Origin of the sequence: Paenibacillus xylanexedens, from assembly GCF_007680605.1 — a bacterium.
GTDB classification, from domain to species: domain Bacteria; phylum Bacillota; class Bacilli; order Paenibacillales; family Paenibacillaceae; genus Paenibacillus; species Paenibacillus xylanexedens_B.
Map to the genome: position 1 here is coordinate 431,980 of NZ_VEIO01000002.1, position 26,652 is coordinate 458,631.

The following is a 26,652-nucleotide window of genomic DNA, read 5'->3' on the forward strand; positions in this document are numbered from 1 at the left end:
GGTGAACCATGACCACAACCCAACTTACCAACGCCATAGTAACATCACTATCACATCACCTTCCCAACATCCCTATCCATCCAGCTATCGGAGCCGATAACCCAGACACTCAAAGTTTAACTTACCGCTTACTGGCTGCCAAACTCACTCGTGAGCGTAGTGATCGATTCGTGCAATCTCACATCTACGAGATTCGGTGGCTGGATGGGAGTAACATTCCGGAAGACTTGCCAGACAAGCTCTTTGAAGCACTGGAGACGATTGAAGTGGAAGGTACGCCCTATCGAGCAACGGAGCTGCGATGGAAGGCTTGGGGAGAGACACCCAAACTGTGGGTGTATTACACGATGCGAACCACCAAAGTGTCGGAGTCCTCCGGTCCAATGAAGCAGCTGGAACAACGACCAACTGCTTTGAAATCATCATAGCAGGATGAACTTATTTTAGGGGGACTTATTATGAAAGGAATAGGAGGCGCGCTCGCGATGTTTACCAAGAAAGAAACTGATCAAAAGAAGAACCTGGAAGAAACAGAACAGCAGCATAACGATACCGAATATAAGAAAGAACAGTTTGCCCAAGCCCGGCAGTTTAGCCGGTTGGAAAAAGATATTTTGGCAGCCGTTCTATCGGAAGAGAAAACGTACACCGTGCAAGCAGCACAGCAACACATCCAACAATTTATGAATGGGGAGGCACAATAATGGCTGGAGGAACATGGACAACTCAAAATAAGGTACGCCCCGGCGTATATATGAACTTTGCATCAGAGGGTACTTTGCCCGGTACAGTGGGAGAGCGGGGAACGGTGGCTTTGGCACTTCCGCTGTCTTGGGGACAAGCAGGTACAATCTTGACGGTACAGGCAGGTGATGATGTACAGGCGAAGCTTGGTTATGACTGGACAGCACCACAACTGTTGCTGATTCGTGAAGTGTTGAAACGTGCACAGACTCTACTTTTATATCGTCTTAATGCAGGAACGAAAGCCAAAGCCACATTGGACACTCTTACAGTAATTGCTCAGCATGGCGGTGTTCGAGGAAATGATCTGGCCATTGTCATTTCCGCAAATATGAATGAGCCGGAACACTTTGATGTATCTACTTTGCTGGCAGGCAAAGAAGTACACAAACAGACGGTGTCGAACATCGGTCAACTGCAATCCAATGCATTCATCACCTTCACTGGCGAAGGCACGCTCACGAATACGGCTGCTCTTCCGCTAACAGGTGGAAATGATGGTACATCTACCAACCAAGAGCATGCCGATTTCCTGAGCAAACTGGAAGTACTTGATTTCAATACGGTTGGCCTGATCTCGGATGATGCAACACTGAAGTCTGTTTACACCGCATATATCAAGCGTTTGCGCGATATCGAGGGCAAGAAGGTACAACTTGTGCTTTCCAATTATCCGGCCGCGGATCATGAAGGTGTCATCAGTGTGAAAAATGGCGTTGTGCTTGCGGACGGTACCGCGCTTACACCGAAACAAACGGTAGCTTGGACTGCCGGTGCAACGGCAGGGGCTAACCTAAACGAATCTCTAACCTTCCGTGCGTATGACGATGCTGTGGATGTAAACGGACGGTTGACACACACTGAAACAGAGGCGGCCCTGCGGAGCGGCGAGTTTATATTCACAGCGAGCAGTAACCGTGCGCTAGTGGAGCAGGATGTGAACACCTTCCGTTCAGTGACACCGGATAAGGCGCGTCATTTTGCCAAAAACCGTGTAGTTCGTGTTCTGGATGGCATCGCAAACGATATGAAACGTATTTTTGAATCCTATTACATCGGCAAAGTAAACAACAACGAGGACGGACGTAGCCTGTTCCGCTCCCAATGTGTTACCTATCTGAAGCAGCTTCAGGATATTGGAGCGATTCAGAATTTTGACTCCAAAACCGATATTACCGTGCTTCCGGGCAATGAAACCGACAGTATTTTGATTGAAGTACAGGTACAACCTGTAGATTCCGTTGAAAAAGTATACATGAAAGTGAAGGTGGTTTAAGATGGCATTTTTGAAAGCAAGCGACACGATTTCCGGCCAAGAGGGCCGTGCATATGCAACCATTAACGGACAGACGGAAGAAATGTTCTATGTGAAGACACTCGAAGCAACGGTGGAGAAGCAAAAAGCAGAGGTTAAAACTCTGGGTCGCCGTGGCGTGCAACACAAAGCAACAGGCTGGTCCGGTTCAGGCTCCATGACGATTTTCTATACAACTTCCCGTTTCCGCGCGCTGATGCTTCAGTACATGCAAAATGGCGTGGACACCTACTTCGACATTCAAGTGACCAATGAAGATCCTTCGTCCACTATTGGCAAGCAGACCGTGACTCTCAAGGGTGTCAACCTTGACAGTGTGATTATGGCATCTCTGGATACCGAGGCGGAGGCGTTGGAGGAAGAAGTGAGCTTTACGTTTGAAGATGTAGAAATGTCAGCATCCTTCGATCTACCGAAGTAGGCAATATATGCGGTTTACGCGTACACCAAGATAAATAATAAATAATGGAGCATTGGTTTTTTGTAAAAGAAACCGGTTCAACTTGCCTGTGTTACGGGCTATTTGACGTGTCCAAATTCTTCAGGCAGTGGCTCTGAACACACCGAGCTGTGCTTGCTTGTAAATAACCTAATATAACTGCTCTTCGCCGCTTCTTTGCGGCGGGGAGCCTTAACTTAAGAGGAGGAACTAACATGAGTGGATTGAGTATGTTTTTTGCACAAAATGCGGTAGCGGATACAACGGAGGAATTTATCGTCTCCCCTCGTTTCAAAGATGACAAAGGTGCACCGGTTGCCTGGAAACTGCGCAGCATGACCGAGGACGAGAACCAGGAATGCCGCAAGGCCGCTACCCGCAAAATCAAAGGTAAAAACGGCGTATACACACCCGACATTGATGCCAATGATTACATGGCTCGTTTGATGACGGCAAGCGTGGTATACCCGGATCTGAAGAATACCGAACTGCAGCGTTCCTACGGCGTAATGGGGGCAGAGTCACTTTTGCGAAAAATGCTGTTGCCTGGGGAATTTGCTTCGCTTGGTGAACAGGTACAGAAGCTGAACGGTTTTAATCAGGACATGAACGAACTGGTGGATGACGTAAAAAACTAATCAAAGAGGGCGATTCCGAAGCCAATCTGGCTTATTACGCTCTCCATGAATTAAAGATTTTGCCGCATGAGCTTATGGGCTTCTCCATGCGAGAACGAGCAGCCATCTATGCGATGATCCAGGTCCGGGTGGAGGAAGAGAAGAAAGAGCGGGCGAGAAGCCGCACACGAAAGAAATAACGAAGGAAGGAGGGAAATGAATGTATGCCATGTTTGCTAGGTTATATGTGATGTCAAACCGAATGATTCAACAATTTCAACAAATGCCTGCGGCGATGAGTACCGCCTTTAGCTCTGCGCGTCTGAATAGTATTGCCGCAGCTGGTAACTTGCTTCGAGAAGTATCTCAAGAGCAAGCTAAAGTGAATGCTGCTTTTGCTGAAGGGGCTCAACGAGCCAGAGCCTGGATCGGTATCATGAAGTCAGCAGGACAAGCTGTTTTGGCCCCAGCAGCGCAAGAGGAGGACTTGAAGCATCGGTATATGGCAGCAACGGGCGATGATGCCCAGGGAGAAACCATTTTTAATCGTTATCGAGCCGAAGCGTTCAAGAGTGGACAGAATGTAACGGACGCTTTGCAAGGTGCGCTGTCCCTTATCCCGTATGCACAGAATACAGATCAGATAGACAAGCTGCGGGATATGGCTAAACGGATGAGCATGTTATCTCCAGATGGCAAAAACATGTCGGATGCAACAGGAGCCTTAGTTGCCGCCATGAATGGAGATAATGGCGATCTGGCTCAATCTTTTAATATTCCAGAAGAAGTATTAAATGGGGCAGGGCTGCAACAAACCATTGATTCATCCAATCTGGACGGGTTTATTCAGAAGCTGGACGTTATTTTGCAAAAGCAAGGCTACACCCAACAGGCCTTTGACACAATGTTGGATTCACCTCTTCAGAAGTGGAATATGCTTGTCAATCAGTTTAATGGAGTCTTGGGTCAGATTGGACAGATAGCTCTCGTGGCTTTGACACCTCTACTGGATCGATTGAATGAAGCATTTGCGAACGGGGAATTTACGGGAATAATTGAATGGATTAGCAATGCATTTATGGTTGCTGCTAATGCGCTGACGATGCTAGTTGATGGTATATTGTATATCGCGAGTGTGATTCAGCAGAACTGGGAAATCATTCAGCCGATCTTGATGGCGTTAGCGATTGTAGTTTTGGCTTTGGTCATCGCTCAAGTTTATAGTCTCGTTGCTGCTTGGTTATTGCTGAATTGGCCGATACTGCTTGCCATAGCTGCCATCGCAACAGTCATTGGTATTTTGAGTCTGATGGGACTATCGGGCACGGAAATCATTGGCGTGATTATTGGAGCCTTTATGATGCTTGGTGAGATCGTAAGAGTTGTCGTTGCGACAGTGTGGAATCTGTTTGCGTCTCTTGGTGAGGCAATTTTTAATGCTTTCAGAGCTCCAGTGTATTCCATACAGAATTTATTTAAAGATATGGGTATTTTTATCCTCGATATCATGTATAACGTAGTCACTGTCATCGAGGATGCTATGAAACGTATCAATGGCGGTATCAATAGTCTGATTAAAATGGTAAATAGCACCTTTGGATTTGATATTGGTCTACTTCAGGAAACAGATATCAGTTTTGGTGGGAAGGACATCAAGGAATGGAAGAAAGGCTTAGAATCTTGGGCCCCCAAAAGCGACAAGGATGTAGTCGAATTCTTCAAAATGAATGGAGAATACAATCCTAATGCATATGAAGATGGACAAGATTTGGCAAAAAAACTGTTCTCGAACATTCCTGCTTTACCCACACCCAATTCCAAGGAAAAAGATTTACCAGGTAAATTCGGTAATGGGTTCGGTAAGAATATAATTCCCAAAACACCTCCCGTACCTTCCATACCAACAGCACCTGCCCCCACAAACATGAACAATATGAGTAACCTCAACAAGATTAACAATATCGGACAGGTGGACAAAATCGGTGATGTGGATGGCACGGTGGACGTAACGAGTGAGGATCTGAAACTGATGCGTGAGCTTGCCGAGATGCAGGCCATTCAGCGCTTCGTCAGTCTGACGCCAACGGTGCAGGTGACGACAGGCGATATCAATAGCGGACATGATGTGGACAGTATCATTAGCAAAATTACCGAAGAAATGAACAGTCAGATCGTCTCCAGTGCCCAGGGGGTGTATGGATAAGTGAGCTATTCGATACAGCTTAGCTTTAACAACCGCGCCGAATATATTTTTTTCCCGGTTATACCGGAGAGTATTGAGTTTTCAGATGCAGGGGACGGGAGCACGTTTAACGTTAGTCGTCTAGGGGAAATTAATGTGATCAAGTCCCCCAAACTACGTGAAGTGAGCTTTAGCGGTATTTTTCCGGCAGATTACAGTCCGTATCATTACAAATATGACGTAAAAGACCCGAAAGTAAAGAATGAGTTTTACCGTGATCCCTACGAGTACGTGAAAGATATCATCCGCTGGATGCAGACAGGGCGCCCCGTCAGGCTAATCTTTTCGAGTGAAAGATATACGGTTAACATGGCCGTCTCCATTGAGAGCTTCGATTGGAAGGAGACAGCGGGAACGGTGGGCGACGTGCAATATGATATCAAGCTGAAGCAGTATGTTTTTTATACCGCCAAAAAAGTAGTACCCCTGAAGAACAGCCAGAACAAGGCTGATGCTTCAAAAACGAAAACCAAAGCCTCCCGGCCGGATGAAAAAGTAAAACCTAAGACCGTAACGCTGAAAGCCGGAGACTCCTTATGGTCTGTTGCCAAAGCTCATCTGGGTGATGGAGCACGCTGGAAAGAGTTGCAGAAGCTGAATGGCATCAAGGATGCACAGCTCAAGAAGCTGCCCGTTGGACTTGTCATCAAGCTTCCTTGAAAGGAGAGACGATATGCAACAGGAAATCCATCTGGACAAGAGGCAGATTGGTGAGAAGGAACAATTATTGCTGGATGATAAACAGGGAAACATCTGGGACATCAGCGACATTGCTGGCGAAATTACGTACAAGACTTCACGTATCGGCAAGCCATCCTCTCTCGAATTCACGTTGATTAAGGGCAGTGTGTTTCAAAATCAAAAGTTTAGTTATGAGAATGGTTATGTAGTGAGGTACATCCATGGAAATCAGGGAGTATTTTACGGATATATCTTTTCTGTCGACAGTGGCAAGGACGAAAAAGTAAAGATCAAAGCCTATGACCAGACACGATATCTCACGGCGAATCAAACGTATCAGTTTGTTAAAGCGACGGCAGCGGATGTCATCAAGCGGATTGCAACGGATTTCCAATTGAAAACGGGTGATTTGAAGCAGCCCAGTTATGTTATTCCGCACATGCTTTTTGATAACAAAAAGCTGATTGACATGATCTGTGAAGCCTTGGACAGAACGCTGGTTTATGGCGGGAAAAATTATATTTTTTACGATGATTTTGGCAAACTCGTCCTTCGAGATATCGAAGAGGTGCCCTATGGCTTTGTGATCGGGGACCATAGTCTGCTGACGGATTATAGTTATACACGGTCGATTGACGATCAGACGTATAACAAGATCAAGTTATACCGGGATAACAAGGATACGGGCAAACGGGATACGTTTGTGCATCAGGATTCAAGCAGCATCCGTCGTTGGGGGCTGCTTTTTTTGTACCAAAAAGCGGACGATGGTCTGAATAAAGGTCAGATTGACAACATGCTGAAAACGCTGATGACCTTGCGGAACCGGGAAACACAGAAGTTAAAGGTGGATGCCCTGGGCGATTTCAAGGTGAGAGCCGGAAGTTTTGTCAATATTCAGATCGATGAATTGAAGATCAATCAATATTTTCTGGTGGACGAGTGTACGCATAAGGTACAGGGGGGTGTGCACACCATGTCCCTGGATTTGAAGGTGGTGTAGCCATTTATGATGCTTGATGTGATTAAAAAGGCGGCAGTAGCCGCCGTAGATGCCAAAGCTCCCGTACAGATTATGTACGGAAGTGTGACGAACACGCAGCCTTTGGAGATTACCTTGGAACAGCGGCTTGCGCTAAGTGACCCTTTTCTCGTTGTCACGGAATCGGTGGCACAGAAAAACTGGATGATCGGTGACTCGGCCCTATTGCTACGTGTGCAGGGCGGGGACAGTTATGTTGTGCTGGATCGGCTGGTGAAACCATGATTCCACAAGGTTCTCAAATTGGAGTAGACAATCAGGAAGAGGTTTCGGTGCTTCCTAGCCTGACCTATGTGTTGCAGGCTTCTGGACAACGGATTGGCAGGCTTCAGTTGGACGGAAAAGAGGCAGTTAAACAGGCGGTGTACAAAGCCTTGTCCACACGTCGATATGAACATCTGATCTATTCATCTGATTATGGAATGGAATGGTCTTGGGAAGGCATTTCCGGGAAATCCATGGTGGAATCTGAATTAGAACGCTGGATTCAAGAAGCATTGCTTCCGGACGACCGGATTTCGGAAGTAACCCAGTTTGAGTTTGTTCATGAGCCGGATGGCGTCAAGGTTTCTTTTACCGTGATAACTGATTTTGGCAATTTCAGGCAAGAGACGGAGGTGAACATAAATGTATGAACAGGAGACATTTGAGGTTATTTTGAATCGGATGTTGGAAAAAATTCCGGATAGTGTGGATAAACGGGAGGGTAGCATCATCTATGATGCCCTCGCGCCAGCAGCCGTGGAGATGGCCCAGATGTATATTGAGTTAGATATTAACGCCAATCTGAAGTTTGCCGATACCGCTTCAGGTGAATATCTGGATCGTGCGGTAGCATGGTCAGGTATTACTCGCAAACGGCCTACGAAGGCACGCTGGTCTGCCAGCTTTCAGGATCAAGAGGGCAAACCTGTAGAGGTTCCAGCGGAGAGTCGTTTTTCGACAGGAGAACGGGTGTATAGAGCGGTAGAGCGAATCGCCGCAGGGCAATATGTGCTCGAATGTGAGAATGCTGGTGTGGAAGGTAACGAGTATACCGGGACACTGTTACCTATTGATTATATTGCAGGCCTGACCACCGCAGGATTAACCAAACTGCTTGTTCTAGGGGAAGACGAGGAGACGGATCAAGCCCTGTATGATCGTTATCAGGACAAAGTTTCGCGTCCGATCACAAGTGCTAACAAGTATCAGTATGAGCTGTGGGCGCGGGAGAATTCGGGAGTTGGCAAAGCGAAGGCATTTCCGCTCTGGAATGGTCCAGGCACAGTCAAGGTAGCTCTGCTTAATAATGAGATGCATGCTCCTGCGGAGGGGGTCATCGAGGCCGTGCAGCAATACATCGATCCTACGCAGGACGGTATGGGGGAAGGGGTAGCACCCATCGGTCCGGTTGTCACCGTTGTAGGGGCGGAAGAAGTCCCGATTCATATCGAGGTGCAGGTTACGCTCGCATCAGGATCAACGTATGATGGGGTGAAATCCTTGATTGAGACAGGGGTGACAGTTTATCTGAAAGAGTTGGCGTTTGCAGATCCGCTCGTTCGCTGGACACGGATTGCCAATGTCATACTGGATATTCCGCCCGTAATCGATTACAGCAATCTGCTGGTCAACGGCGGTATGTCCAATCTGGAGATTGCGCCGGGAGCTGTCGCTGTGCTTGGGACGGTGAAGGTGACGTGAGTAAAGCAGATATACTGATGAATCTATTGCCCCCGCTCTATGAAAATGTGCTGGAGATGCAGCTTCTGACACAGACAGAAGGTACTGAGCTAGACCAGCTTGCAGATGGGGTAGAAGACGTATTGCAACAGTTTTACCCGGAATCCGCAACGTGGGCGTTGGAGAGATATGAACAGGATCTGCAGATTCCGACCAATCGTGCCAAACCGGACGATCAACGAAGGTCTGTCATCATCTCCAAAATGCGTGGCAGCGGTAAAGTTTCAGGGTCCATGCTCAAAAATGTAGCTCAAGCGTACGAAAACGGGGGCATTGATGTATCCGTTAATCCAGGCGAGTATCGCATCTTGATTCGATTTATCGATACATTGGGACTGCCGCCCAACCTGGACGATCTGAAAGCAGCAATTGAAGATATCAAACCGGCTCACATGACCGTCGAGTACCGTCTGCGGTATCTGACCGTTGCCGAGGTCGAGAGCATGACCCTTAGTGAGATGGAACAAACCCGGCAGGATAAATTAGCAGGAGGTGGAGCGTAATGAGTGAACCAAAAACCCCCAAACTGGGTTTGAATAAAATTGATCGTTCCTCGCCGTCAACAACCTACTTTGATCTGGACAAATATCTGGATCAGAACTGGGAGAAGATTGATGATTTTGCCGATCAGGTGGGGGAAAAGACTGAAGAAACAGCAACGAAGGTAAGTGACATTCAGGAACGATTGGATGTGGAGAAGAGAAGATCGGTAACGCTGGAGCCCGGGTTGCAGATCATTCATGCGGAGCGAGCTTCTACCTTTAAGTTTGAAGGGATAAAGGGTCGCACGCTTGTGAACTTGTTGGGGCGTGATGGTGGTTTTGAGAGCATGAGTGGATGGTTTACAACAGCAGGCGTGGGGTCTGAATTAGATTCGTCACTGAGAACGCAAGGTAATCAAAGTGTTAAAATTTCTTTAAAAGAAGGCAGCACCGGTGGCAGTTTATACAAATTATTAGGGCAAACTCTATCAACGAGTAAAAACTATATTGCACTTGCAGATTTGAAAAAGGGCACTTCGACGAGTATTTCCCTTTCATTATGGAATGGCACATCTAACGTATCCGGGACAGTAGCCACAACCGATCAGTTCTCGTCAGCAATCTTACTAGCCCCTGCTGCGAGTCTAGGGACTATGACGAATAATTTACAAATTTCAATTGTGGGAAGTACAGCTGGACAATTTGGTCATGTGGATGCAGTACGGTTGTATGAGATTACTTCAGATGAATTGAAGGCTCTTTCTAGCATGCCTGCTAACAAAATTGTAGCGAAATATCCTTATGTGGATAGCGTCCAACCTGTGCATAATCCGTTTGTCATTCGTTATGGAGAAAACTTGTTACCACCGTTCTATGAATGGAGTTCTTTGGGGCATAGTCTAGTGATCGATGCTCCGTATTCTGCAAGTGGAAAAATGCTGGCCGATTCTATTGGAACTGATGCGTATGCCGTGACTTATTTGAATATATTAGCTGATCAAGAATATACGATCACCAATCCAATACAAAGCACAGGTAAACTTCGAATCAGTGTTTATGCTGCTTCTGAAAGAGTACAGGGGTTATTCATCAATCCTGGAGAAACTAAAACCATAAGAACAGCACCCAATGCTGTGTATATCGGAATGCATATAAGCGGTGTTACACAATACACTGATGAATTTGATGTAAGCAAATGGACATGGGCTGCTGGGAACAAAGCCACTTTTAAGCAACCTGTAATGACTTTAGGTGATTCGTACAAATCATTTAAAGTACGAGAAGATTCCATGCTCGCGCTGCAGACAGACTTGTATTCTGATCCAGTGACTGGTGAGAACGCTGATGAAGTTTTCTATAGAGAAGGGCATTATTACAGAGTAAGAAAGTGGGGACAAGTTCAACTTATTCCTGAGAATTTAGATTCTAGTAGTCTTGGTGCTACTAAATACAGCGGATATAAACAAATTGCTATTTATATGCCAAAAAACGTAGATACCTCGAATGTTAAAGCTTATCTGACCAAATATAATGGGAAAAATCTAACATTAGATCGATCAAGTTCCCCTCTGTTAAGTGCTGATGTATTCAATGTTGGAAATGATTCATATAAGGGATATGTATGGATGACCGTTTCTAATGATGACAGTGGGTGGGGAGATTCGTACAATCCGACCGCTGATGATATTAAGGCGTACTTCTTAGGTTGGAGACTATATGACGGAGAGAGTTCATTGTATAACGGAGTTGGCACAAAGTATTGGCATAAGCTGACTGATGGTATTTCTACACCGGGAGAAGGGACTAAGATTCTGCCAACTGTACAGGTGCCGGGAGGGACTCCTTATCAACTCGTGTATTTAATTTCGAAACCGATTATCGAGCCTATCCAAGCAGAAGGACATTTAACGTTGTTCCAGGGGCATAATCAGCTAGAAGTAGGGTCAGGCCTGGAAATTAGAGAGAGAGTTAATCCCGTGTTTACTTCAAACGAATATAACTCCTACAACATTAATAACTTCAATCAATCTTCTAAATTAAAGAGCAGTGTTAAAAAAATAATGTCCATCTACAAAGACGATATTCCGGATTATTGGAACGTAAATCGATTTAGTCCAGAGTCTAAGATTTATGGGAGAGAACTCGCTAGTTTACCAGCTTCGCAATTTAAATCATCAGCAAAATACTCAGTCACATATCAGAGTTTAGGTGATTTCTTTTCAGTACCATTCAATGGATCTGTTGCTTTGAGCGAGAAGACAGTAATAGATCAATTGATAAATGATTCTTCTGCTATTTCTAAAAACCTATCCGTGTTTGATGGTAAAGATAGAGAAAAAGAATTAAAGAATTTCGTAGGTGAACATTTTCTCAGTAAGTCAACAAGCATCAAACAAAATGATGATTTAAATAATTTCGTAACAGAAGGAGAGTTCTATTGTCAACTTAGTAGTGTTGCTGAAACATTAAAAAATTGCCCTGTAGGAATAGCCTTCAGTCTGAAAGTAAGCAAAAATGGAACCCAGAATACAGGGGGCATACCAGGAGTAACACAAACACTAATCACTTTTCTGCCCGTAGGATTTACTACTTGGCAACGGAATCTTTATGATATCTGGGGAGCGTGGATTAAGGTTCCTTCTAGAGAGGAATTTGAGAGTTTAAAGTCCTCTGTCAGTGATGGGAAATTGGCAATCGCTGCCGCTATTACTGGCAAAGGTGTAGTAGCATCAGGCAGCGATACACATCAGCAGTTGGCAACAAAGGTGGGGAAAATTCAGCAGGGGAATTACCAATCTGTTTATTTGAATAATACGAATGCTGTTACAGGTGCAGTCCCAGGGAGTGCTACTGTAGGTCACGTTTTGCATGAGATTATGACTTTCCCTGCGGGTACGAATATCATTTCAGCTATGCCGATCTTTGCGGAGCAAAACACATTTCGGGTCGGTATATCGTCCCAAGTAACTACTCAAATTCAGCTTTATCTAGGCTTGAGAGATATTAGCGGTAATACTTGGGGGGTGGTAGGGTCAATATACGGACAAGGTACAGAGGCATTAGTAAACTTATACGGATTTTCAGTTGATATTACCGGTGGACTTTTAACTGTCGAATACAGACAGACTAACGGTTCTTTAGCACCGATTAGTACAACTAACTGGTCATTAGGTTCTAGGAGCAAGCCTTCGAACTTCAATACTTCACAACCCTTCAAGCTGTGTTACATGGTAGGAACGAACACATCTGGAATTAACGCATCATGGTATGTAGCTGCGTCAAATTTGAGAGTTGTATCTATGTAAAGTAACTTTAAACATCTTCTAAGGTGCTAAAAGTTTGTTAAGAATTTTTGATAGGATAAATACTCCTATATATCCTCTATACTCTATAGTTATGGGGTAAGGGATTCTTACTCACCTGCTGTTAATGTTCTTAATCCCTTACGTAAGTAGCTAATTTATTAACTCGGCATTTAGCCATACCATATATAATACTTTTTTAATCTACAAACTGTTACACGAAGTAATAAAAAGGAGGTGAAGCTATGGAACGATGGGACACCCTATGGAAATGGGGGATTGCGCTGATGAGTAGCTCGGCATCCTACTTCTTTGGAGGCTGGTCAGGAGTGCTCGGCGTATTGCTTGTCTTTGTCATCTTCGACTACCTAACCGGTATTGCGGCGGCGGGAATGACGGGCAAGCTTGAGAGTAATATTGGACTGTTTGGCATCGCACGAAAGGTATTTATATTTGCAATGGTATCGGTGGCTCATCTGGTGGACGGTGTTCTGGGAGACGGACATTTGTTCAGGGATGCGGTCGCCTTTTTTTATATCGCGAATGAGTTGTTGTCCATTATTGAAAACGGGGGTAAGCTGGGCGCTCCGATCCCGCCTGTCATTCGGCAGGCGATCCAAGTGCTCAAAGGAAAGGCGGGGGAAGATGTGTTATCTTCTCCATTGCCACATACCCCTCCGTCGTTGGATCATTCCGAAGGCGAAAATAATCATCCTCCAGAAAATGAGCAACCCAAGGAAAAAGCCGCGGATCAAGAGCATTCCGATGTTAAGATAAGCAGTTAGAATGGATGATTTAGAACCATCTGAATCCAAACGATTTAATATAGAACGGGTTTGGTTACCAAACGTTATATTAAGAACAAATAAGAGACGGAATTGCTAAGTAGCAGCAAAAAATAAGCAAAGCACCCGTGATGGGTGCTTTCTTTATTTCCAGTCATCACTTTTATGCATCTTATAAATCCTTACTCTATGATTTCATAGCATTTTCATTACAACAAGGGACACGCACACAGGCAGCATTTAATCCGTCCGCATTAACTATATACAAACGGCAACTAGCCGAATAAAGGGTGTGAGAAATTTGCAAAATAGAACCCCGGGCAACACGCAGGGCATTGATGTCTCCAGGTACCAGGGCAATATTGACTGGGCCAAGGTGAAGGCAAGCGGCATGACGTTTGTGTTTATCAAGGCAACCGAAGGGCGAACGTATATCGATCCGAATTTTCAGAAAAATGTAGCGGGTGCGCTGGCGGCGGGCATGATGGTGGGAACCTATCATTTCTTCCGCGGAACGACTGTGGAGATTGCGAAGGCGGAAGCGGCACACTATGCCAATACATTGAGCCAAATTGGAGGAGCCAAAGCCCTACAGTTACCACCGGTTATGGATTACGAGAACAATCCTGGCAATCTGAGCAAAGCCCAGATGAATACGGTAGCCAAAGCCTTTTTAACAGAATTGCAACGTCTCACAGGTGTTAAACCGATCATATATACAGGCAATTCATTTGCCGGCAATTTTGATACTTCGTTGGGCTCTTACGATCTGTGGATTGCCCGATACAGCACGACGCGTGTTCCTGATGATCAGCCGGCATGGAAGCGCTGGACGTTCTGGCAGTATACGGATTCGGGCAAGGTAAATGGCATTAGCGGCAACGTGGATATGAATGAATTCGAAGGAACGGCGGCACAGCTTAGAGCGAGATATGCAATGGCTATTCCAAACCCCAATCCTACGAATCCAACAGAGCCCACCAATCCGACTAATCCCGGCAACCCGTCGAACCCGACCACACCATCGAACCCGAATACGCCAACTGTACCACCGAAGGGGGGCGAACCGATGACAGCCGAAGAAAAAGCCACGTTTGATGCATTGAAAGCGCAGGTTGACCGTTTGCAAGCGCGTCAGCAGATGGAGGTACCTGTCTGGGCGAAGGCTGCTGTAGATGCAGCGCTGGCCTATGATTCCAAAAATCCACTGTTCAGTATCGATAACGGAGCGAGCTACGATTTTTATCGTTTTATTACCGTGATGCACCGTAGAGGGTTATTTAAAAAGTAAATGATATGAGTGAGATTTAACCCATAAGTTTGCCTTTTGGCAAACTTATGCTTTCAATTTGCCCATCTACAAACTCACATTCCTACTTCGTTTTGATTACGATTGATTTCACTTGAATTGATTGAGCTATCGTTTCCCGTTAGCAAAATAACAGAAAGGTAACACAAATTTATTTTACAGAGATGACTTGTCCTTTTGTCATTTGCACTAATTCTTCGGGTGTTAATCGAAACACTGCTCTTGGATGTCCGGCAGCCGCCCATATCTCTTTAAATTGTAACAAGTCTTCATCAATAAGAGTGGTGATGGACTCTATATGTCCTAAAGGTGGCACGCCTCCAATAACAAACCCTGTGTGTTCACGTACAAAATCAGCGTCCGCTTTTCCTATATTTTCATTCAGATGGGTTTTAATTTGTTTTTCATTAATTCGATTTACTCCACTGGCTATAACCAATAAGGGTTTATCGTTATTTTTGAGTCGAAAGATAATTGACTTAGCTATATGTGAAACCTCGCAACCGATCGTATCGGCAGCTTCCTGTGATGTTCGTGTACTGTCAGGTAGTTCTATAACTTTATTTGCATATCCCAACTCTATTAGTTTGTTTTGAACCTGTTGTGCAGTATCTTTAAGTTGACTTGTCAACGTGTACCCCTCCTTAATGTTTGCAGTAAATTAAGATTCTGCATAATACATAACAACCTGTATCGTTACATCTTCGTCCGATTTATTGATATAACGGTGTTCAACATTGCTTGCAAATCGTATAGCCTGTCCTTCTTGTAAGGCGTATATTTCATCCTTAATCTGTAGATTAAACACTCCTGAGGTAACCGTGATGTACTCTTCAACCCCATCATTGTGTGGGAGTGAAACATAGCTACAAGTAGGACTAAGAATGATCGTAAACATTTCAATACGTGTTTGAGGGTCAAACGGGAACAGTAAGTATACTCTGCACTTTCCATTGTCTTCTGTTAAATCTGGAATTTCTTTTCGAGCTGCGATGGATACTACTGCCTCATCCTCTTTAAGTAGAGATGAAAACGAAATATTGAGTCCCGTAGCAATTTTCCACACGGTTGTTACTGTGGGCTGCGTTTCTCCTCGCTCAATTTGATGAAGCATACCTTTACTAACCTTTGTCAAATCAGCAAGCTTATCTAAGCTTAACTGCCTATGTTTTCTAATACGTTGCAGGTTGTTTCCTATCCTGATGTGTATAGCATTCAAGAAATAACCTCCTTTTTTTGTTTATTATATTATACAAATATATCATTATATAGAACATGCCACAAACATTGTATTGTGCTAAACTGCCGGTTATTTTAAACATTTTCTCACATACTATGGGTAAACATCTGATCCGCTATGGTTAAGTCTCAATGAGTCGGCTGTACAAATAGAACAGAGCTGAAACTGAAAAAAAGGAAGGAACACGGGCGATTATTGTCGAGCTGTGTTCCTTTTTTGTACATAATGTCACTAATTCTGACGCGTGTAATATTGTTGAAAAGGTATGTCTGTAAAGTTCTTGTCTAATTGGTAAATGTGATGTAAAGTAAGTTACACGAAAATGTTTTTCACCACGATTTAATACACAAACCTCCTCATCATGACAAAACCATAACATGAAAAGTTATTGTAGTGTCGATCTGTTCTATTCTTTTTTCTACCCATAAATCGAATTAAATCTATTTCACACCTCATGAAGACAAACTCACGGGACAAAGTCCCAAGGCCAACATTTGTGTTCTATTTTTGTACCCATTCAAGGGCAGATTTGCTGTTTCGAATTGACCTTGGTTCAAATAGATTCATCGCCCTATCTCAGAATGCTAGAAGCTTTATACTCTAACGCTGCTGATCCGTTGCCCCGGTTTTTTCAATGGTTCTACATTTGCCTTACTATCTCATTAGTCTAATTAACTTGTGTCCCGATTCTCAGCACTCTAATACAGGTATCACAGGCATATAAAGCCTTTAATAAATGATACAAGAATTTAAAGATTACAACTAGGGATGATCTGATGACTAGCTATTTGTTGAACGATTCATTTACACAAAAACGGAGAGGACAGAAAAAACTGGAGAAGCGGAGCTAAAAGCTTTCTGCAAGAAAGCTACATCGGAAGAATAAGCTTCGCCTTTATCACCGGATTTTATCTGAGGACAAAGAGAATCAAAAAAATCTGGGGATAACAGCGATTGAAAGTTGTTCTGTCATCGGAGTGCCTGTGTAAATCAATTTTAGTTCAAATTAAATAGCATCAGCATCGCCACCACATCATCGCACACACGGCCAGAGTTACCGTTTTTCGAGCGCAAGCATCACACACATTATGAGACAGGGAAGGGTGTTGTACGTATGCGAATGAGAAAAAAATGGATGTCCGGTTTTCTGACTTTGGCACTGAGTACCGTACTTGTGTTATCTGGCTGCTCCAGTAGCAAGGAAGGCGGGGAAGGTACGCCGGCACCTGCGGAAGGTAATGATCCTCCTACAGAAGCGGCTGCCCAGGATACGATGATTATGGGACGCGGCGGGGACTCGGTTGCGCTTGATCCTTCGATTGTGACGGATGGGGAATCTCTCAAGATCGGGCATCAGGTATTTGATTCGCTCCTCGATTACAAAGAGGGTGGAACCGAAGTGGTTCCGGCACTGGCTGAGAGCTGGGAAATTTCCGCGGACGGGCTGAAGTATGTATTTAAGCTGAAATCCGGGGTGAAGTTCCATGATGGAACTGACTTTAACGCGGAGGCCGTAGTGTTTAATTTTAATCGCTGGAGCGATCCGGCAAGTGAATATAAATTCGAAGGCGATTCCTTCGACTATTATGATTCCATGTTCGGGCCAGATGGCGCACGTGTGATCAAGGAAGTGAAGGCGCTCGATGAATCCACGGTGGAGTTTACCCTGAACCAGCCACAAGCTCCTTTCCTGCAAAATATTGCGATGACTCCGTTTGGCATTGGCAGCCCAACAGCCATCCGGGAGAAAAAAGAGAACTTCAAAAGTGAGCCTGTAGGTACCGGCCCGTTTGTATTCAAAGAGTGGAAGCGGAACGACTCGATCACGCTGGAGAAAAATGCAGACTACTGGAGGGAAGGTTTCCCGAAGCTGAACAAAGTGATCGTACGCTCCATCCCGGATAACACCGCTCGTTTCAATGCATTGCAAAATGGCGAGATCGATATTATGGAAGATCTGAATCCGGACGATCTGAGTATTCTGGAGGGCAATAGCGAGCTGCAGAAAATTGAACGTCCACCGTTCAACGTGGCATATATCGGCTTTAATTTTAAGAAAAAACCGTTTGATAACGTCAAAGTCAGACAAGCCCTGAACCATGCCGTGAACAAACAAGCCATCATTGACGCGTTCTTTGCCGGACAGGCAGAGCCTGCGGTGAACCCGATGCCACCTACGCTGTGGGGTTATAACGATGAGATCGAAGATTACGCGTATGATCTGGAAAAAGCAAAAGCGTTGCTGGCCGAAGCCGGCTTTCCTGACGGATTGCCTGATCCGGTGACATTTTACGCGATGCCAGTGTCTCGTCCATATATGCCCGATGGCAAGAAGGTAGCAGAGGCCATTCAGGCGGATTTTGAAAAAATTGGAGTCAAAACCACCATCGAATCCCCTGAATGGGCGACCTATCTGGAAGATTCCAAAGCCGGGGAGAAGGATGATCTCTACATGCTCGGCTGGACAGGCGACAACGGTGACCCGGACAACTTCCTGTATACTCTTTTGGACAAAGACGCCATTCCAGGCAACAACCGCAGCTACTATGTAAACGAGGAACTGCACACGCTGCTCACGAAAGCACAAACAGAGACGGATCAGGACAAACGTGCCGAATTGTACAAACAGGCTCAGGTCATCATCAAGGAAGATGCGCCTTGGATTCCGCTTGTGCATACGACACCAATTCTCGCAGGGAAAGCGAGCCTGAAAGGTTTTGTAACCTCCCCGCTGGGAACGGAATCGTACGTGGGGGCTTATTTTGAATAAATATTCTGAATAAAAGTTAAGAGTTCTGGACACGAAGCTACAAAAATAAATAATAAACGCAAAAATGAGTCGCAGACGATAACACCCAACGTAAAGTTAAACGCAAGTGTTAAACCAAGTGATGCGCTGGCAGACATGCAATGCTTATTAGATACTACATCCGGGTCGTGACGAGCCAAAGCATACGTGTTCGCCAGCGCTATTTCTTTGATTTTTCCGAAGTTGAAATCATGCAGATGAACCCTTTAGGCAGGTGATCTGAAAGTGAACAGCTATATTGTCAAACGTGTGCTGGTACTGTTGCCCGTTTTGCTGGGCATGACGTTGATCGTTTTTTCCATCATTCATGCAATACCCGGTGATCCGGCAGAGACGATTCTGGGACAAAAAGCAACCGAACAATCCAAGCAGGCTCTAAGGGATCAGCTCGGACTGGACAAACCCTGGTTCCAGCAATATTTCGCCTATCTGGGCGACTTGCTGAAAGGAGATCTGGGCACGTCGATTCGCACCAAGGTGCCTATTGCCCAGGAAATCGTGCCTTATCTGACAGCAACACTTGAACTTACGGTGGCAAGTATGTTGTTTGCTGTCATTATTGGTGTGAATGCAGGGATTGTTAGTGCATGGAAGCACAACTCCTGGTTTGATTATTGCTGCATGGTGATTGCGCTTGTAGGTGTATCGATGCCGATTTTTTGGCTCGGATTGATGGAGCAATGGCTGTTTGCCAACAAACTGCAATGGCTACCGTCTATTGGACGAATGAATGCACGTGATCCGGTAGAGGCGATTACAGGTTTGTATGTGCTGGACACGATGCTTGCCGGACGCTGGGATCAGCTGTGGACAGTGACTAAACATCTGATTCTGCCAAGTGTGGCGCTGGGCACTATCCCGATGGCTGTGATTGCGCGCATGACACGTTCCAGCATGCTGGAAGTGATGAGTTCCGATTATATTCGTACCGCCAAGGCGAAAGGATTGGGGCCGTTTTTTGTCGTATACGGACATGCGCTGAAAAATGCATTTATCCCTGTGCTGACCGTCATTGGTATCCAGACCGGGTCTCTGCTGGGTGGCGCGGTGCTGACGGAAACGATTTTTGCCTGGCCGGGTGTAGGGCGTTATATATATGAAGCGATTAGTTCACGGGATTATCCCGTGATTCAGAGCGGAATCCTGATCGTGGCTTTCTTTTTTGTGTTGATCAATCTGATTGTAGATTTACTCTATGCGGTGTTTGATCCGAGGATCAGTTACAAGTAGGGGAGATTTACGAGAAAAGCTGATTTACAGGCAAACGGATGCACGTAAGAAACCTGCGTAGCCTGTGAAAAAAAGATGCTTCGGAAGCGTAAGCTGCGTTTGTATCACCGAATTTCCGTTCAACATATCTAAGTTCAGCAAAGGAGAACCTGTATGGCCAAATTGTCGACCAATACCGGACAAACCGTTGACGCAGTCAGCGCAAGTAGATCGGGTCCCTGGCGTGAGGCATGGAGGACGTTTCGGCGAAATCAGCTTGCGCTGGCAGGCTTGATCATTATTGTTTTTTTCATCGTATTAGCCTTCCTTGCCCCCTATATTTCGCCCTATGATTACAAAGAGCAGGTGCTGCAGGACAGGCTTCAAGCCCCTTCGGCTGAGCACTGGTTCGGAACGGATGATCTGGGACGAGATGTGTTCTCCCGTGTAATTCATGGTGCAAGAATATCGTTGTGGGTTGGATTTTTCTCTGTCATTGGGTCCATTATTGCTGGAGCACTGCTCGGACTGGTTGCGGGGTTCTATGGAAAATGGGCGGATATGCTGATCTCGCGTCTGTTTGATATTTTGCTGGCATTTCCGGGCATTTTGCTGGCAATAGCAATTGTCGCGATTCTGGGACCCTCTTTGCAGAATGCGTTGCTCGCCATTGCCATTGTGAACATTCCAACGTATGGACGGTTGGTGAGGTCGCGTGTACTTAGCTTGCGGCAGGAAGAGTTTATTACATCGGCACGGACATTGGGAGCGGGGAACGGACGAATATTGTTTCGGCACATTTTACCAAACAGTCTTACGCCCCTAATTGTGCAAGGAACACTTGGGATCGGTACGGCGATTATCGAGGCAGCGGCGCTCGGATTTCTAGGTATGGGGGCGCAACCACCGGACCCGGAGTGGGGCAAGATGCTTTCGGATTCACGTCAGTACATCCAAAAGGCTCCGTGGACGCTAATCTTTCCCGGTCTTTCCATTATGCTGACGGTACTTGGTTTCAATCTGATGGGCGATGGCCTGCGTGACACTCTTGATCCAAAGATGGCGAAGAAATAAAGCAGGGCGCCACGATTTATTAGACACCTCTCTAGGTGTTCGTTGGGAAACCTAACGATCCTGAGGAACCTTATTTTATGATTTCCCGGATATTTCCCAGGCTAACGATCACCACAGAGCTTATTTACCGAAAACTTTAAGGATTTACCCAAAATATTGCCGAATGTAGTTAAATAACGTTCCTGAGGATCGTTAGAATGGGAAATACCTCAAAAAGGCTTCATTAACGTCTCTCATGATCGTTAGCGACGGGTGGTTGAAGTCGACATACGAAAATGGAGAGTGGTGCTCGCGATTTTGTTGACATCACACTGGTACATTTACTCCTTGCGGCATCAGCGGTCTGGCTAAACCTCCATACGTCTCGTTTTACCCCTGCCGTCCCGAAGTTGAATTCGTGGCGGTTTTTGTATTGCTGAAGGAAGTACGTTAAACTGATATAGAGCATGTATCTTGACTGACTGCCATCAAACATTGTAGCACAGCGCGCAGGGAACTCGGCGTGGACAAAGGGAAGTCCGGACGCAGCTGTAGCATCATTTTTCAAGTTGAAATCCATGATTTTGTTAAAATAACCGTCTTCGTATTGACACCCAATTTTCCCATATGTTATATAAAAAGGAGGGCTTAGCACTCTTTATGTATGAGTGCTAATAGAGTGAAGAATACAAACCACTACATATGGAATGGTTTTATCGAGAATATGGTTATGCTGTGCACCATTTGTAAACGGAACGTTTATCTTGCAGAGCCGCTTGCCTTTATTTTCTATCGAATCATTCAATACCCAAATTCGAAAGGAGCACTTCATTCATGGCGATTAAAAAAGAATTTCAGGCAGAATCCAAACGTTTGCTGGATATGATGATCAACTCCATTTACACACAGAAAGAAATTTTCCTCAGAGAACTGATCTCGAACTCCAGTGATGCCATCGACAAAATATATTACAGAGCATTGACGGACGACACGCTCGTTTTCAACAAAGAGGACTACTATATCAAGCTTACCATTGACAAGGAAAACCGCACACTTACCCTTACCGATACCGGAATTGGTATGACACAAGAAGAGCTGGAGAACAACCTGGGTGTCATTGCGAAGAGTGGTTCCCTGGCCTTCAAAAAAGAAAACGAAGCCAAAGACGGCCATAACATTATCGGTCAATTCGGGGTAGGTTTCTACTCGGCGTTCATGGTGGCGGACAAGCTGACGGTAACGAGTAAAACGCTGGGTAGCAACGAAGCTTGGAAATGGGAATCCGAAGGTGCCGACGGGTACACGATTACGCCTGCTGAGAAAGACAGCGTAGGTACAGAGATCGTTTTGACGATTAAACAAAACACCGAAGAAGACTCGTATGACGAGTTTTTGGAAGAATACCGTTTGAGATCCATCATCAAGAAATACTCTGACTTCATTCGTTATCCGATCAAAATGGATGTGACCAATCACCGTCCGAAGGAAGGCACGGAGAACGAGTTCGAGGATTACAAGGAAGAACAAACGGTCAACAGCATGGTGCCGATCTGGCGTAAAAATAAAAGCGAACTGACCGAAGAAGACTACACCAACTTCTATATGGAGAAACGGTACGGTTTTGACAAGCCGCTGAAACATCTGCACATTAGCGCGGACGGCGCCGTGGTGTACAATGCGATCCTGTTTATTCCCGAGAATACACCGTTTGACTACTATACAAAAGAGTATGAAAAAGGTCTGGAGCTATACTCCAACGGCGTATTGATCATGGATAAGTGCGGCGACCTGTTGCCAGATTACTTTGGTTTTGTCAAAGGGATGGTGGATTCCGAGGATCTGTCTCTGAACATCTCACGTGAGATGCTTCAGCACGACCGTCAGCTGAGCCTGATTGCGAAGAACATCAAGAACAAAATCAAAGGCCAATTGCAAAGCCTGCTCAAAGACGAGCGCGAGAACTACGAGAAGTTCTATCAAGCGTTTGGTCGTCAGCTGAAGTACGGCGTATACAGCGATTATGGCGCAAACAAAGACACACTGCAGGATTTGTTGCTGTTCACGTCTTCTAAAGAGAGCAAGTTGGTGAGCCTGGACGAATACGTCTCCAGAATGCCGGAGGATCAGAAGTACATCTACTATGCTGCGGGTGAGTCCATCAGCCGAATCGAGAAACTGCCTCAGATCGAGGGTGTGTTGGAAAAAGGGTACGAAGTGCTCTACTTCACCGATGACATCGATGAATTCGCGATCAAGATGATCACGAATTACAAGGAAAAAGAGTTCAAATCGATCTCCAGTGGCGATCTCGGTATTGAAGACAGTGCGGAAAAAGAAGAGACTGAAGCGCAGGACAATGACAACAAAGAATTGTTCGAAGCGATGCAGGCACAGCTGGAAGGTAAAGTTAAAGCGGTGAAAGCGTCTAAACGCCTTCGTAGCCACCCGGTATGTTTGTCCACCGAGGGTGATTTGACGATTGAGATGGAGAAAGTGCTGAAAGCTATGCCGAACAGCGGAGATGTTCAAGCGGATAAAGTGCTGGAGATCAACGTGAACCATGATGTGTTCAAATCGTTGAAAGATGCTTTTGCGCAGGATAAAGAGAAGTTGAGCTTGTATACGAGCCTCTTGTATCATCAAGCGTTGCTGATTGAAGGATTGCCGATTCAAGACCCGGTAGAATTTACAAATGATATCTGCAAAGTGATGGTATAGATCTGCTAGATTTAAAACTTCATTTGAAGTTTAACCCGACAAGACGTCATTCGTCTGTCGGGTTTTCTTTTATATCGAGGTAACACTCACCGGCTCAACGATCGACATACAGTTCTTCATTCTATGCACAGACAGTAGTCTTGCAGGGTATAATATACATAGAGAGGACTGTGCATCATATGTTGATGTAAGAAGAGATGACATGACAGACGGATTTTGCTTTTCGAAACCGCAGATGTTGTGTATAATCACTCAAAATAGAGACAGTCGGCTAGGAGTGATCTAACATGCAATGGCATGACCTGAGAGAACATAGACAATACCCTGAACTTACCAAGCTGGAGGGCTCTCGTGCAGCGTATGAGCGAGACTATTCCCGATTGATTCATTCCCCAACGTTCCGGAGACTGCAGGGCAAATCGCAAGTGTTTGGCGCAGGTACGGGTGATTATTACCGGACACGTCTGACCCATTCCCTTGAGGTGGCACAGATTGCGCGAGAAGCGGCGAGAAGCCTGCTGCGTCATTACCCGGAGGTAGATTGGGGCCGGGCAGAGAACCCCGGTCTGATTATTGATTCGGAAGTCGTAGAATGTGCGGCGATTGCACATGACTTTGGTCATCCACCTTTTGGACATAAAGGGGAAGAAGTGCTTGATGGCATTTTGGATGATCTGATTAACAGTGAGACGAAGAAGATTATGAAAAAAAGTCGGGCCGCGAAAGCCCCTAAGGCTGAGTCTGACGTGCGAGCGGAGCTCAAACGGAAATATGAGCATTTTGAAGGAAACGCACATAACTTCCGCCTGATCATGCATTTGGAGAAACGTGAAGATATCGACGGATTGAACTTGTCGGATGCTGTGCTACTTGGGATTAACAAGTATCCGTATCCTGGAACAGAGAGCAAAAAAGGCATGTATCACCACGAGTGGCAGTACATTCGTGAGATTCGGGAGCGCTGGAACATTCCGGCAGGCAAGAAAACGCTTGAAGCACAACTGATGGATCTATGCGATGATATTGGGTACTCCGCACATGATCTGGAGGATGGCATCAAGGCAGGCAAAATCGAGGTGCATGAGCATTTTCTGCAAGACCAGCATATTAACCGGCTCATCGTAGACAAAGTCACTACACTGGAAGATCTGTTCTGGAAGGGCTGGACAAGAGAGGCCATCGCGGAAAAAGTAGAAGAAGTCCTCGCATCGTTCCTGCGCATCTGGAATGAGAAGATGCCTTTCTGCGAGCATGATTACTCGCGTACTCGTCGTGAGGTAAAGGCCTATTGGGTCAGCCTTTTCGTAGGCAGTCTCGGGGTCATTGATGACGGGGATTGGAAAAAGGTAACCTTTGTCCGCGAAGGCGTAGAAGACCTCGACATGCTACGCACAGTGAGTGTACTCAAGAGCTTCGCCTGGGTGACGATGATTCGGGATCTGCGCGTTCAGCGTTTGCAGAAGCGCAGTGAGTGGATGATTAAACGGCTCTGGGACGCATTTCTCGATCCGGAAACGTCAAAATCCATCATTCCTTCCGATTGGTTGCAACGATATGAGAAGGATCAAGCCAAAGCGCAACCGATCTGGACTTGGGAGCATATGGTGATTGATTACATTGCGGGGATGACCGATGCATTTGCCGAGAAAATCTATAATGAACTTTATGGCCTGAAGGTTGGTTCGATCTACGATCTGGACTAGGCGCGAAATCAAGAGGGGCGAGAGATCAAAGGAGTTGTACGGTGTGGTTGCAAATTCAAGTGAAACCTTTAGCGAAAGCTCAGGTGACGACACCCAAGATCGATCTGGAGAAAAGTTCAGTCTGGGCGTGCTGGATCTCGTTCCTAGACTGAATGGTGCATCCGCTGAGCATGCTCTTCAACAAGCAGTACTGTTGGCTCAACAAGCAGAAGCGTGGGGATATAAACGATACTGGACGTCTGAGCATCATGATATGGCCGACCTTGCTTCTGCTTCTCCTGAGGTGTTGCTCTCTCATATTGGTGCAAAGACAGATACCATTCTGCTTGGGTCGGGAGCTGTTTTGCTTCCCCATTACAGTCCGCTCAAGGTAGCAGAGTCGTTCCATCTGCTGGCTTCACTCTATCCCGGACGAATCGAGCTCGGCTTAGGACGTGCTCCTGGCGGAGGGCCTCATGCAACGATGGCGCTTAGTGGCAATTATTTGCAACATGTCTCGAATCTTCCCGCCAAACTGGCTTCGCTTACCGAATTGCTGGAAGGACGTTTTGCGTATGAGGATGTTCCGGTTACAGCGCGTCCAATTCCAGAAATTCCATTATCGATATGGATGCTAGGGACCAATGTCAAAAGCGCAACATATGCTGCACAGTTTGGTATGGGCTATGTTTTTGGACAATTCATGAGTGACTCGGATGGGGTGGAGGCTGTACGTCGCTATCGTGAGGAATTCGTGCCTAGTGCCGGGCTGAAGGAACCGGAAGTCATGGTGGCCGTCAGTGCAATGTGTGCGGCAAATGAGAATGACGCTTTAGATTGGAGCTCTTTCAACAAAGAAGATAAGGGAGTGAAGCGGCATGTTGCTGGCACACCGGAACAAGTATGGCAGTATATTCGGCAAGCAGGGCAGAGGCTGGATACCAACCAGATCCTCATGGTAACGGCTGGTCCTGATTATGAACGCAGGTTGGAATCCTATCGTTTGCTAGCTGGGCTTCGGTGACAAAGTGAATCTAACATCACCTAACTAATTGTTAGGTGATGTTAAGAATGGCGATGAGTTGCAGATCTGAATTATACAGATGTTGTAGCTCATTTTTAATTCGATAAAGTTCAACAAAATTTCATGGATTACAGCGTTTACCGACAAAAGAATGCTATAATACTTTATCGCTATCATGCAGATATAATATAGAAGAGTGTAATTTGCAAGGGGCCAATAGATGGGTTTATTTGC

General features: G+C 45.6%; 23 protein-coding genes. 21 read left to right on the forward strand and 2 right to left on the reverse strand.

Annotation, left to right across the window (positions count from 1 at the left end; all coding sequences use genetic code 11):
- The first annotated feature begins 8 nt into the window (after positions 1–8).
- The 15 genes from FS818_RS16490 (at position 9) to FS818_RS16565 (ending at position 14,665) form a co-directional block, all read left to right on the forward strand.
- A complete protein-coding gene (locus tag FS818_RS16490; protein ID WP_145333226.1) occupies positions 9–428 on the forward strand; it encodes a phage tail terminator family protein in 420 nt (139 codons plus the stop codon).
- Positions 429–458: 30 nt separating this feature from the next.
- The gene (locus FS818_RS16495; RefSeq protein ID WP_260989892.1) at positions 459–704 is read left to right on the forward strand and encodes a YqzN/YkzM domain-containing protein; all 246 of its coding nucleotides are present in this window, start codon (positions 459–461) and stop codon (positions 702–704) included.
- The gene (locus tag FS818_RS16500; RefSeq protein WP_145333227.1) at positions 704–2,020 is read left to right on the forward strand and encodes a phage tail sheath family protein; all 1,317 of its coding nucleotides are present in this window, start codon (positions 704–706) and stop codon (positions 2,018–2,020) included. The genes FS818_RS16495 and FS818_RS16500 overlap by 1 nt, the downstream gene beginning before the upstream one ends.
- 1 nt (position 2,021) lies before the next feature.
- Complete coding sequence (locus FS818_RS16505) at positions 2,022–2,480, forward strand: phage tail tube protein (protein WP_145333228.1); 459 nt, start codon at positions 2,022–2,024, stop codon at positions 2,478–2,480.
- Positions 2,481–2,713: 233 nt separating this feature from the next.
- Entirely contained in the window at positions 2,714–3,136 is a 423-nt protein-coding gene (locus FS818_RS16510) for a phage tail assembly chaperone (protein ID WP_145333229.1), read from the forward strand.
- A gap of 199 nt (positions 3,137–3,335) precedes the next feature.
- Positions 3,336–5,318 (forward strand): phage tail tape measure protein, encoded by a 1,983-nt coding sequence (locus tag FS818_RS16520; RefSeq protein WP_145333231.1) that lies wholly within the window; start codon positions 3,336–3,338, stop codon positions 5,316–5,318.
- On the forward strand, positions 5,319–6,017 hold the full coding sequence (locus FS818_RS16525) for a LysM peptidoglycan-binding domain-containing protein (protein ID WP_145333232.1): 699 nt from the start codon (positions 5,319–5,321) through the stop codon (positions 6,015–6,017).
- 13 nt (positions 6,018–6,030) lie between these two features.
- Entirely contained in the window at positions 6,031–7,041 is a 1,011-nt protein-coding gene (locus FS818_RS16530; RefSeq protein WP_145333233.1) for an XkdQ/YqbQ family protein, read from the forward strand.
- 6 nt (positions 7,042–7,047) lie between these two features.
- Entirely contained in the window at positions 7,048–7,305 is a 258-nt protein-coding gene (locus tag FS818_RS16535; protein ID WP_186375513.1) for a DUF2577 family protein, read from the forward strand.
- Positions 7,302–7,715, forward strand: a complete 414-nt coding sequence (locus FS818_RS16540; protein WP_145333234.1) for a DUF2634 domain-containing protein — start codon at positions 7,302–7,304, stop codon at positions 7,713–7,715. The genes FS818_RS16535 and FS818_RS16540 overlap by 4 nt, the downstream gene beginning before the upstream one ends.
- On the forward strand, positions 7,708–8,766 hold the full coding sequence (locus FS818_RS16545) for a baseplate J/gp47 family protein (protein ID WP_145333235.1): 1,059 nt from the start codon (positions 7,708–7,710) through the stop codon (positions 8,764–8,766). Before FS818_RS16540 ends, FS818_RS16545 begins: the two co-directional genes overlap by 8 nt.
- Positions 8,763–9,308: a putative phage tail protein gene (locus FS818_RS16550; protein ID WP_145333236.1), complete on the forward strand. Its 546-nt coding sequence runs from the start codon at positions 8,763–8,765 to the stop codon at positions 9,306–9,308. Before FS818_RS16545 ends, FS818_RS16550 begins: the two co-directional genes overlap by 4 nt.
- A complete protein-coding gene (locus FS818_RS16555) occupies positions 9,308–12,592 on the forward strand; it encodes a pyocin knob domain-containing protein (RefSeq protein WP_145333237.1) in 3,285 nt (1,094 codons plus the stop codon). The genes FS818_RS16550 and FS818_RS16555 overlap by 1 nt, the downstream gene beginning before the upstream one ends.
- A gap of 242 nt (positions 12,593–12,834) precedes the next feature.
- Positions 12,835–13,374, forward strand: coding sequence for a phage holin family protein (locus FS818_RS16560; RefSeq protein ID WP_260989893.1), 540 nt, complete (start codon positions 12,835–12,837; stop codon positions 13,372–13,374).
- 301 nt (positions 13,375–13,675) lie between these two features.
- The gene (locus tag FS818_RS16565) at positions 13,676–14,665 is read left to right on the forward strand and encodes a glycoside hydrolase family 25 protein (protein ID WP_145333238.1); all 990 of its coding nucleotides are present in this window, start codon (positions 13,676–13,678) and stop codon (positions 14,663–14,665) included.
- 169 nt (positions 14,666–14,834) lie between these two features.
- Here the strand turns inward: FS818_RS16565 and FS818_RS16570 are convergent, their stop codons facing one another.
- Both FS818_RS16570 and FS818_RS16575 read right to left on the reverse strand, forming a co-directional pair.
- The gene (locus FS818_RS16570; protein WP_145333239.1) at positions 14,835–15,314 is read right to left on the reverse strand and encodes a YbaK/EbsC family protein; all 480 of its coding nucleotides are present in this window, start codon (positions 15,312–15,314) and stop codon (positions 14,835–14,837) included.
- A 30-nt stretch (positions 15,315–15,344) separates the two neighbouring features.
- Positions 15,345–15,902 (reverse strand): helix-turn-helix domain-containing protein, encoded by a 558-nt coding sequence (locus tag FS818_RS16575; protein ID WP_145333240.1) that lies wholly within the window; start codon positions 15,900–15,902, stop codon positions 15,345–15,347.
- 1,141 nt (positions 15,903–17,043) lie between these two features.
- Between FS818_RS16575 and FS818_RS16580 the strand changes: the two genes are divergently transcribed.
- The 6 genes from FS818_RS16580 (at position 17,044) to FS818_RS16605 (ending at position 26,418) form a co-directional block, all read left to right on the forward strand.
- A complete protein-coding gene (locus FS818_RS16580; protein WP_145333499.1) occupies positions 17,044–18,693 on the forward strand; it encodes an ABC transporter substrate-binding protein in 1,650 nt (549 codons plus the stop codon).
- Positions 18,694–18,957: 264 nt separating this feature from the next.
- Entirely contained in the window at positions 18,958–19,962 is a 1,005-nt protein-coding gene (locus FS818_RS16585; RefSeq protein WP_145333241.1) for an ABC transporter permease, read from the forward strand.
- Between the two features lie 153 nt (positions 19,963–20,115).
- Positions 20,116–21,015 (forward strand): nickel transporter permease, encoded by a 900-nt coding sequence (gene nikC, locus FS818_RS16590; protein ID WP_145333242.1) that lies wholly within the window; start codon positions 20,116–20,118, stop codon positions 21,013–21,015.
- Between the two features lie 813 nt (positions 21,016–21,828).
- A complete protein-coding gene (gene htpG, locus FS818_RS16595; protein WP_145333243.1) occupies positions 21,829–23,712 on the forward strand; it encodes a molecular chaperone HtpG in 1,884 nt (627 codons plus the stop codon).
- Positions 23,713–23,999: 287 nt separating this feature from the next.
- On the forward strand, positions 24,000–25,415 hold the full coding sequence (locus FS818_RS16600) for a deoxyguanosinetriphosphate triphosphohydrolase family protein (protein WP_145333244.1): 1,416 nt from the start codon (positions 24,000–24,002) through the stop codon (positions 25,413–25,415).
- A gap of 43 nt (positions 25,416–25,458) precedes the next feature.
- Complete coding sequence (locus FS818_RS16605; RefSeq protein WP_186375514.1) at positions 25,459–26,418, forward strand: MsnO8 family LLM class oxidoreductase; 960 nt, start codon at positions 25,459–25,461, stop codon at positions 26,416–26,418.
- The last annotated feature ends 234 nt before the right edge of the window (positions 26,419–26,652 follow it).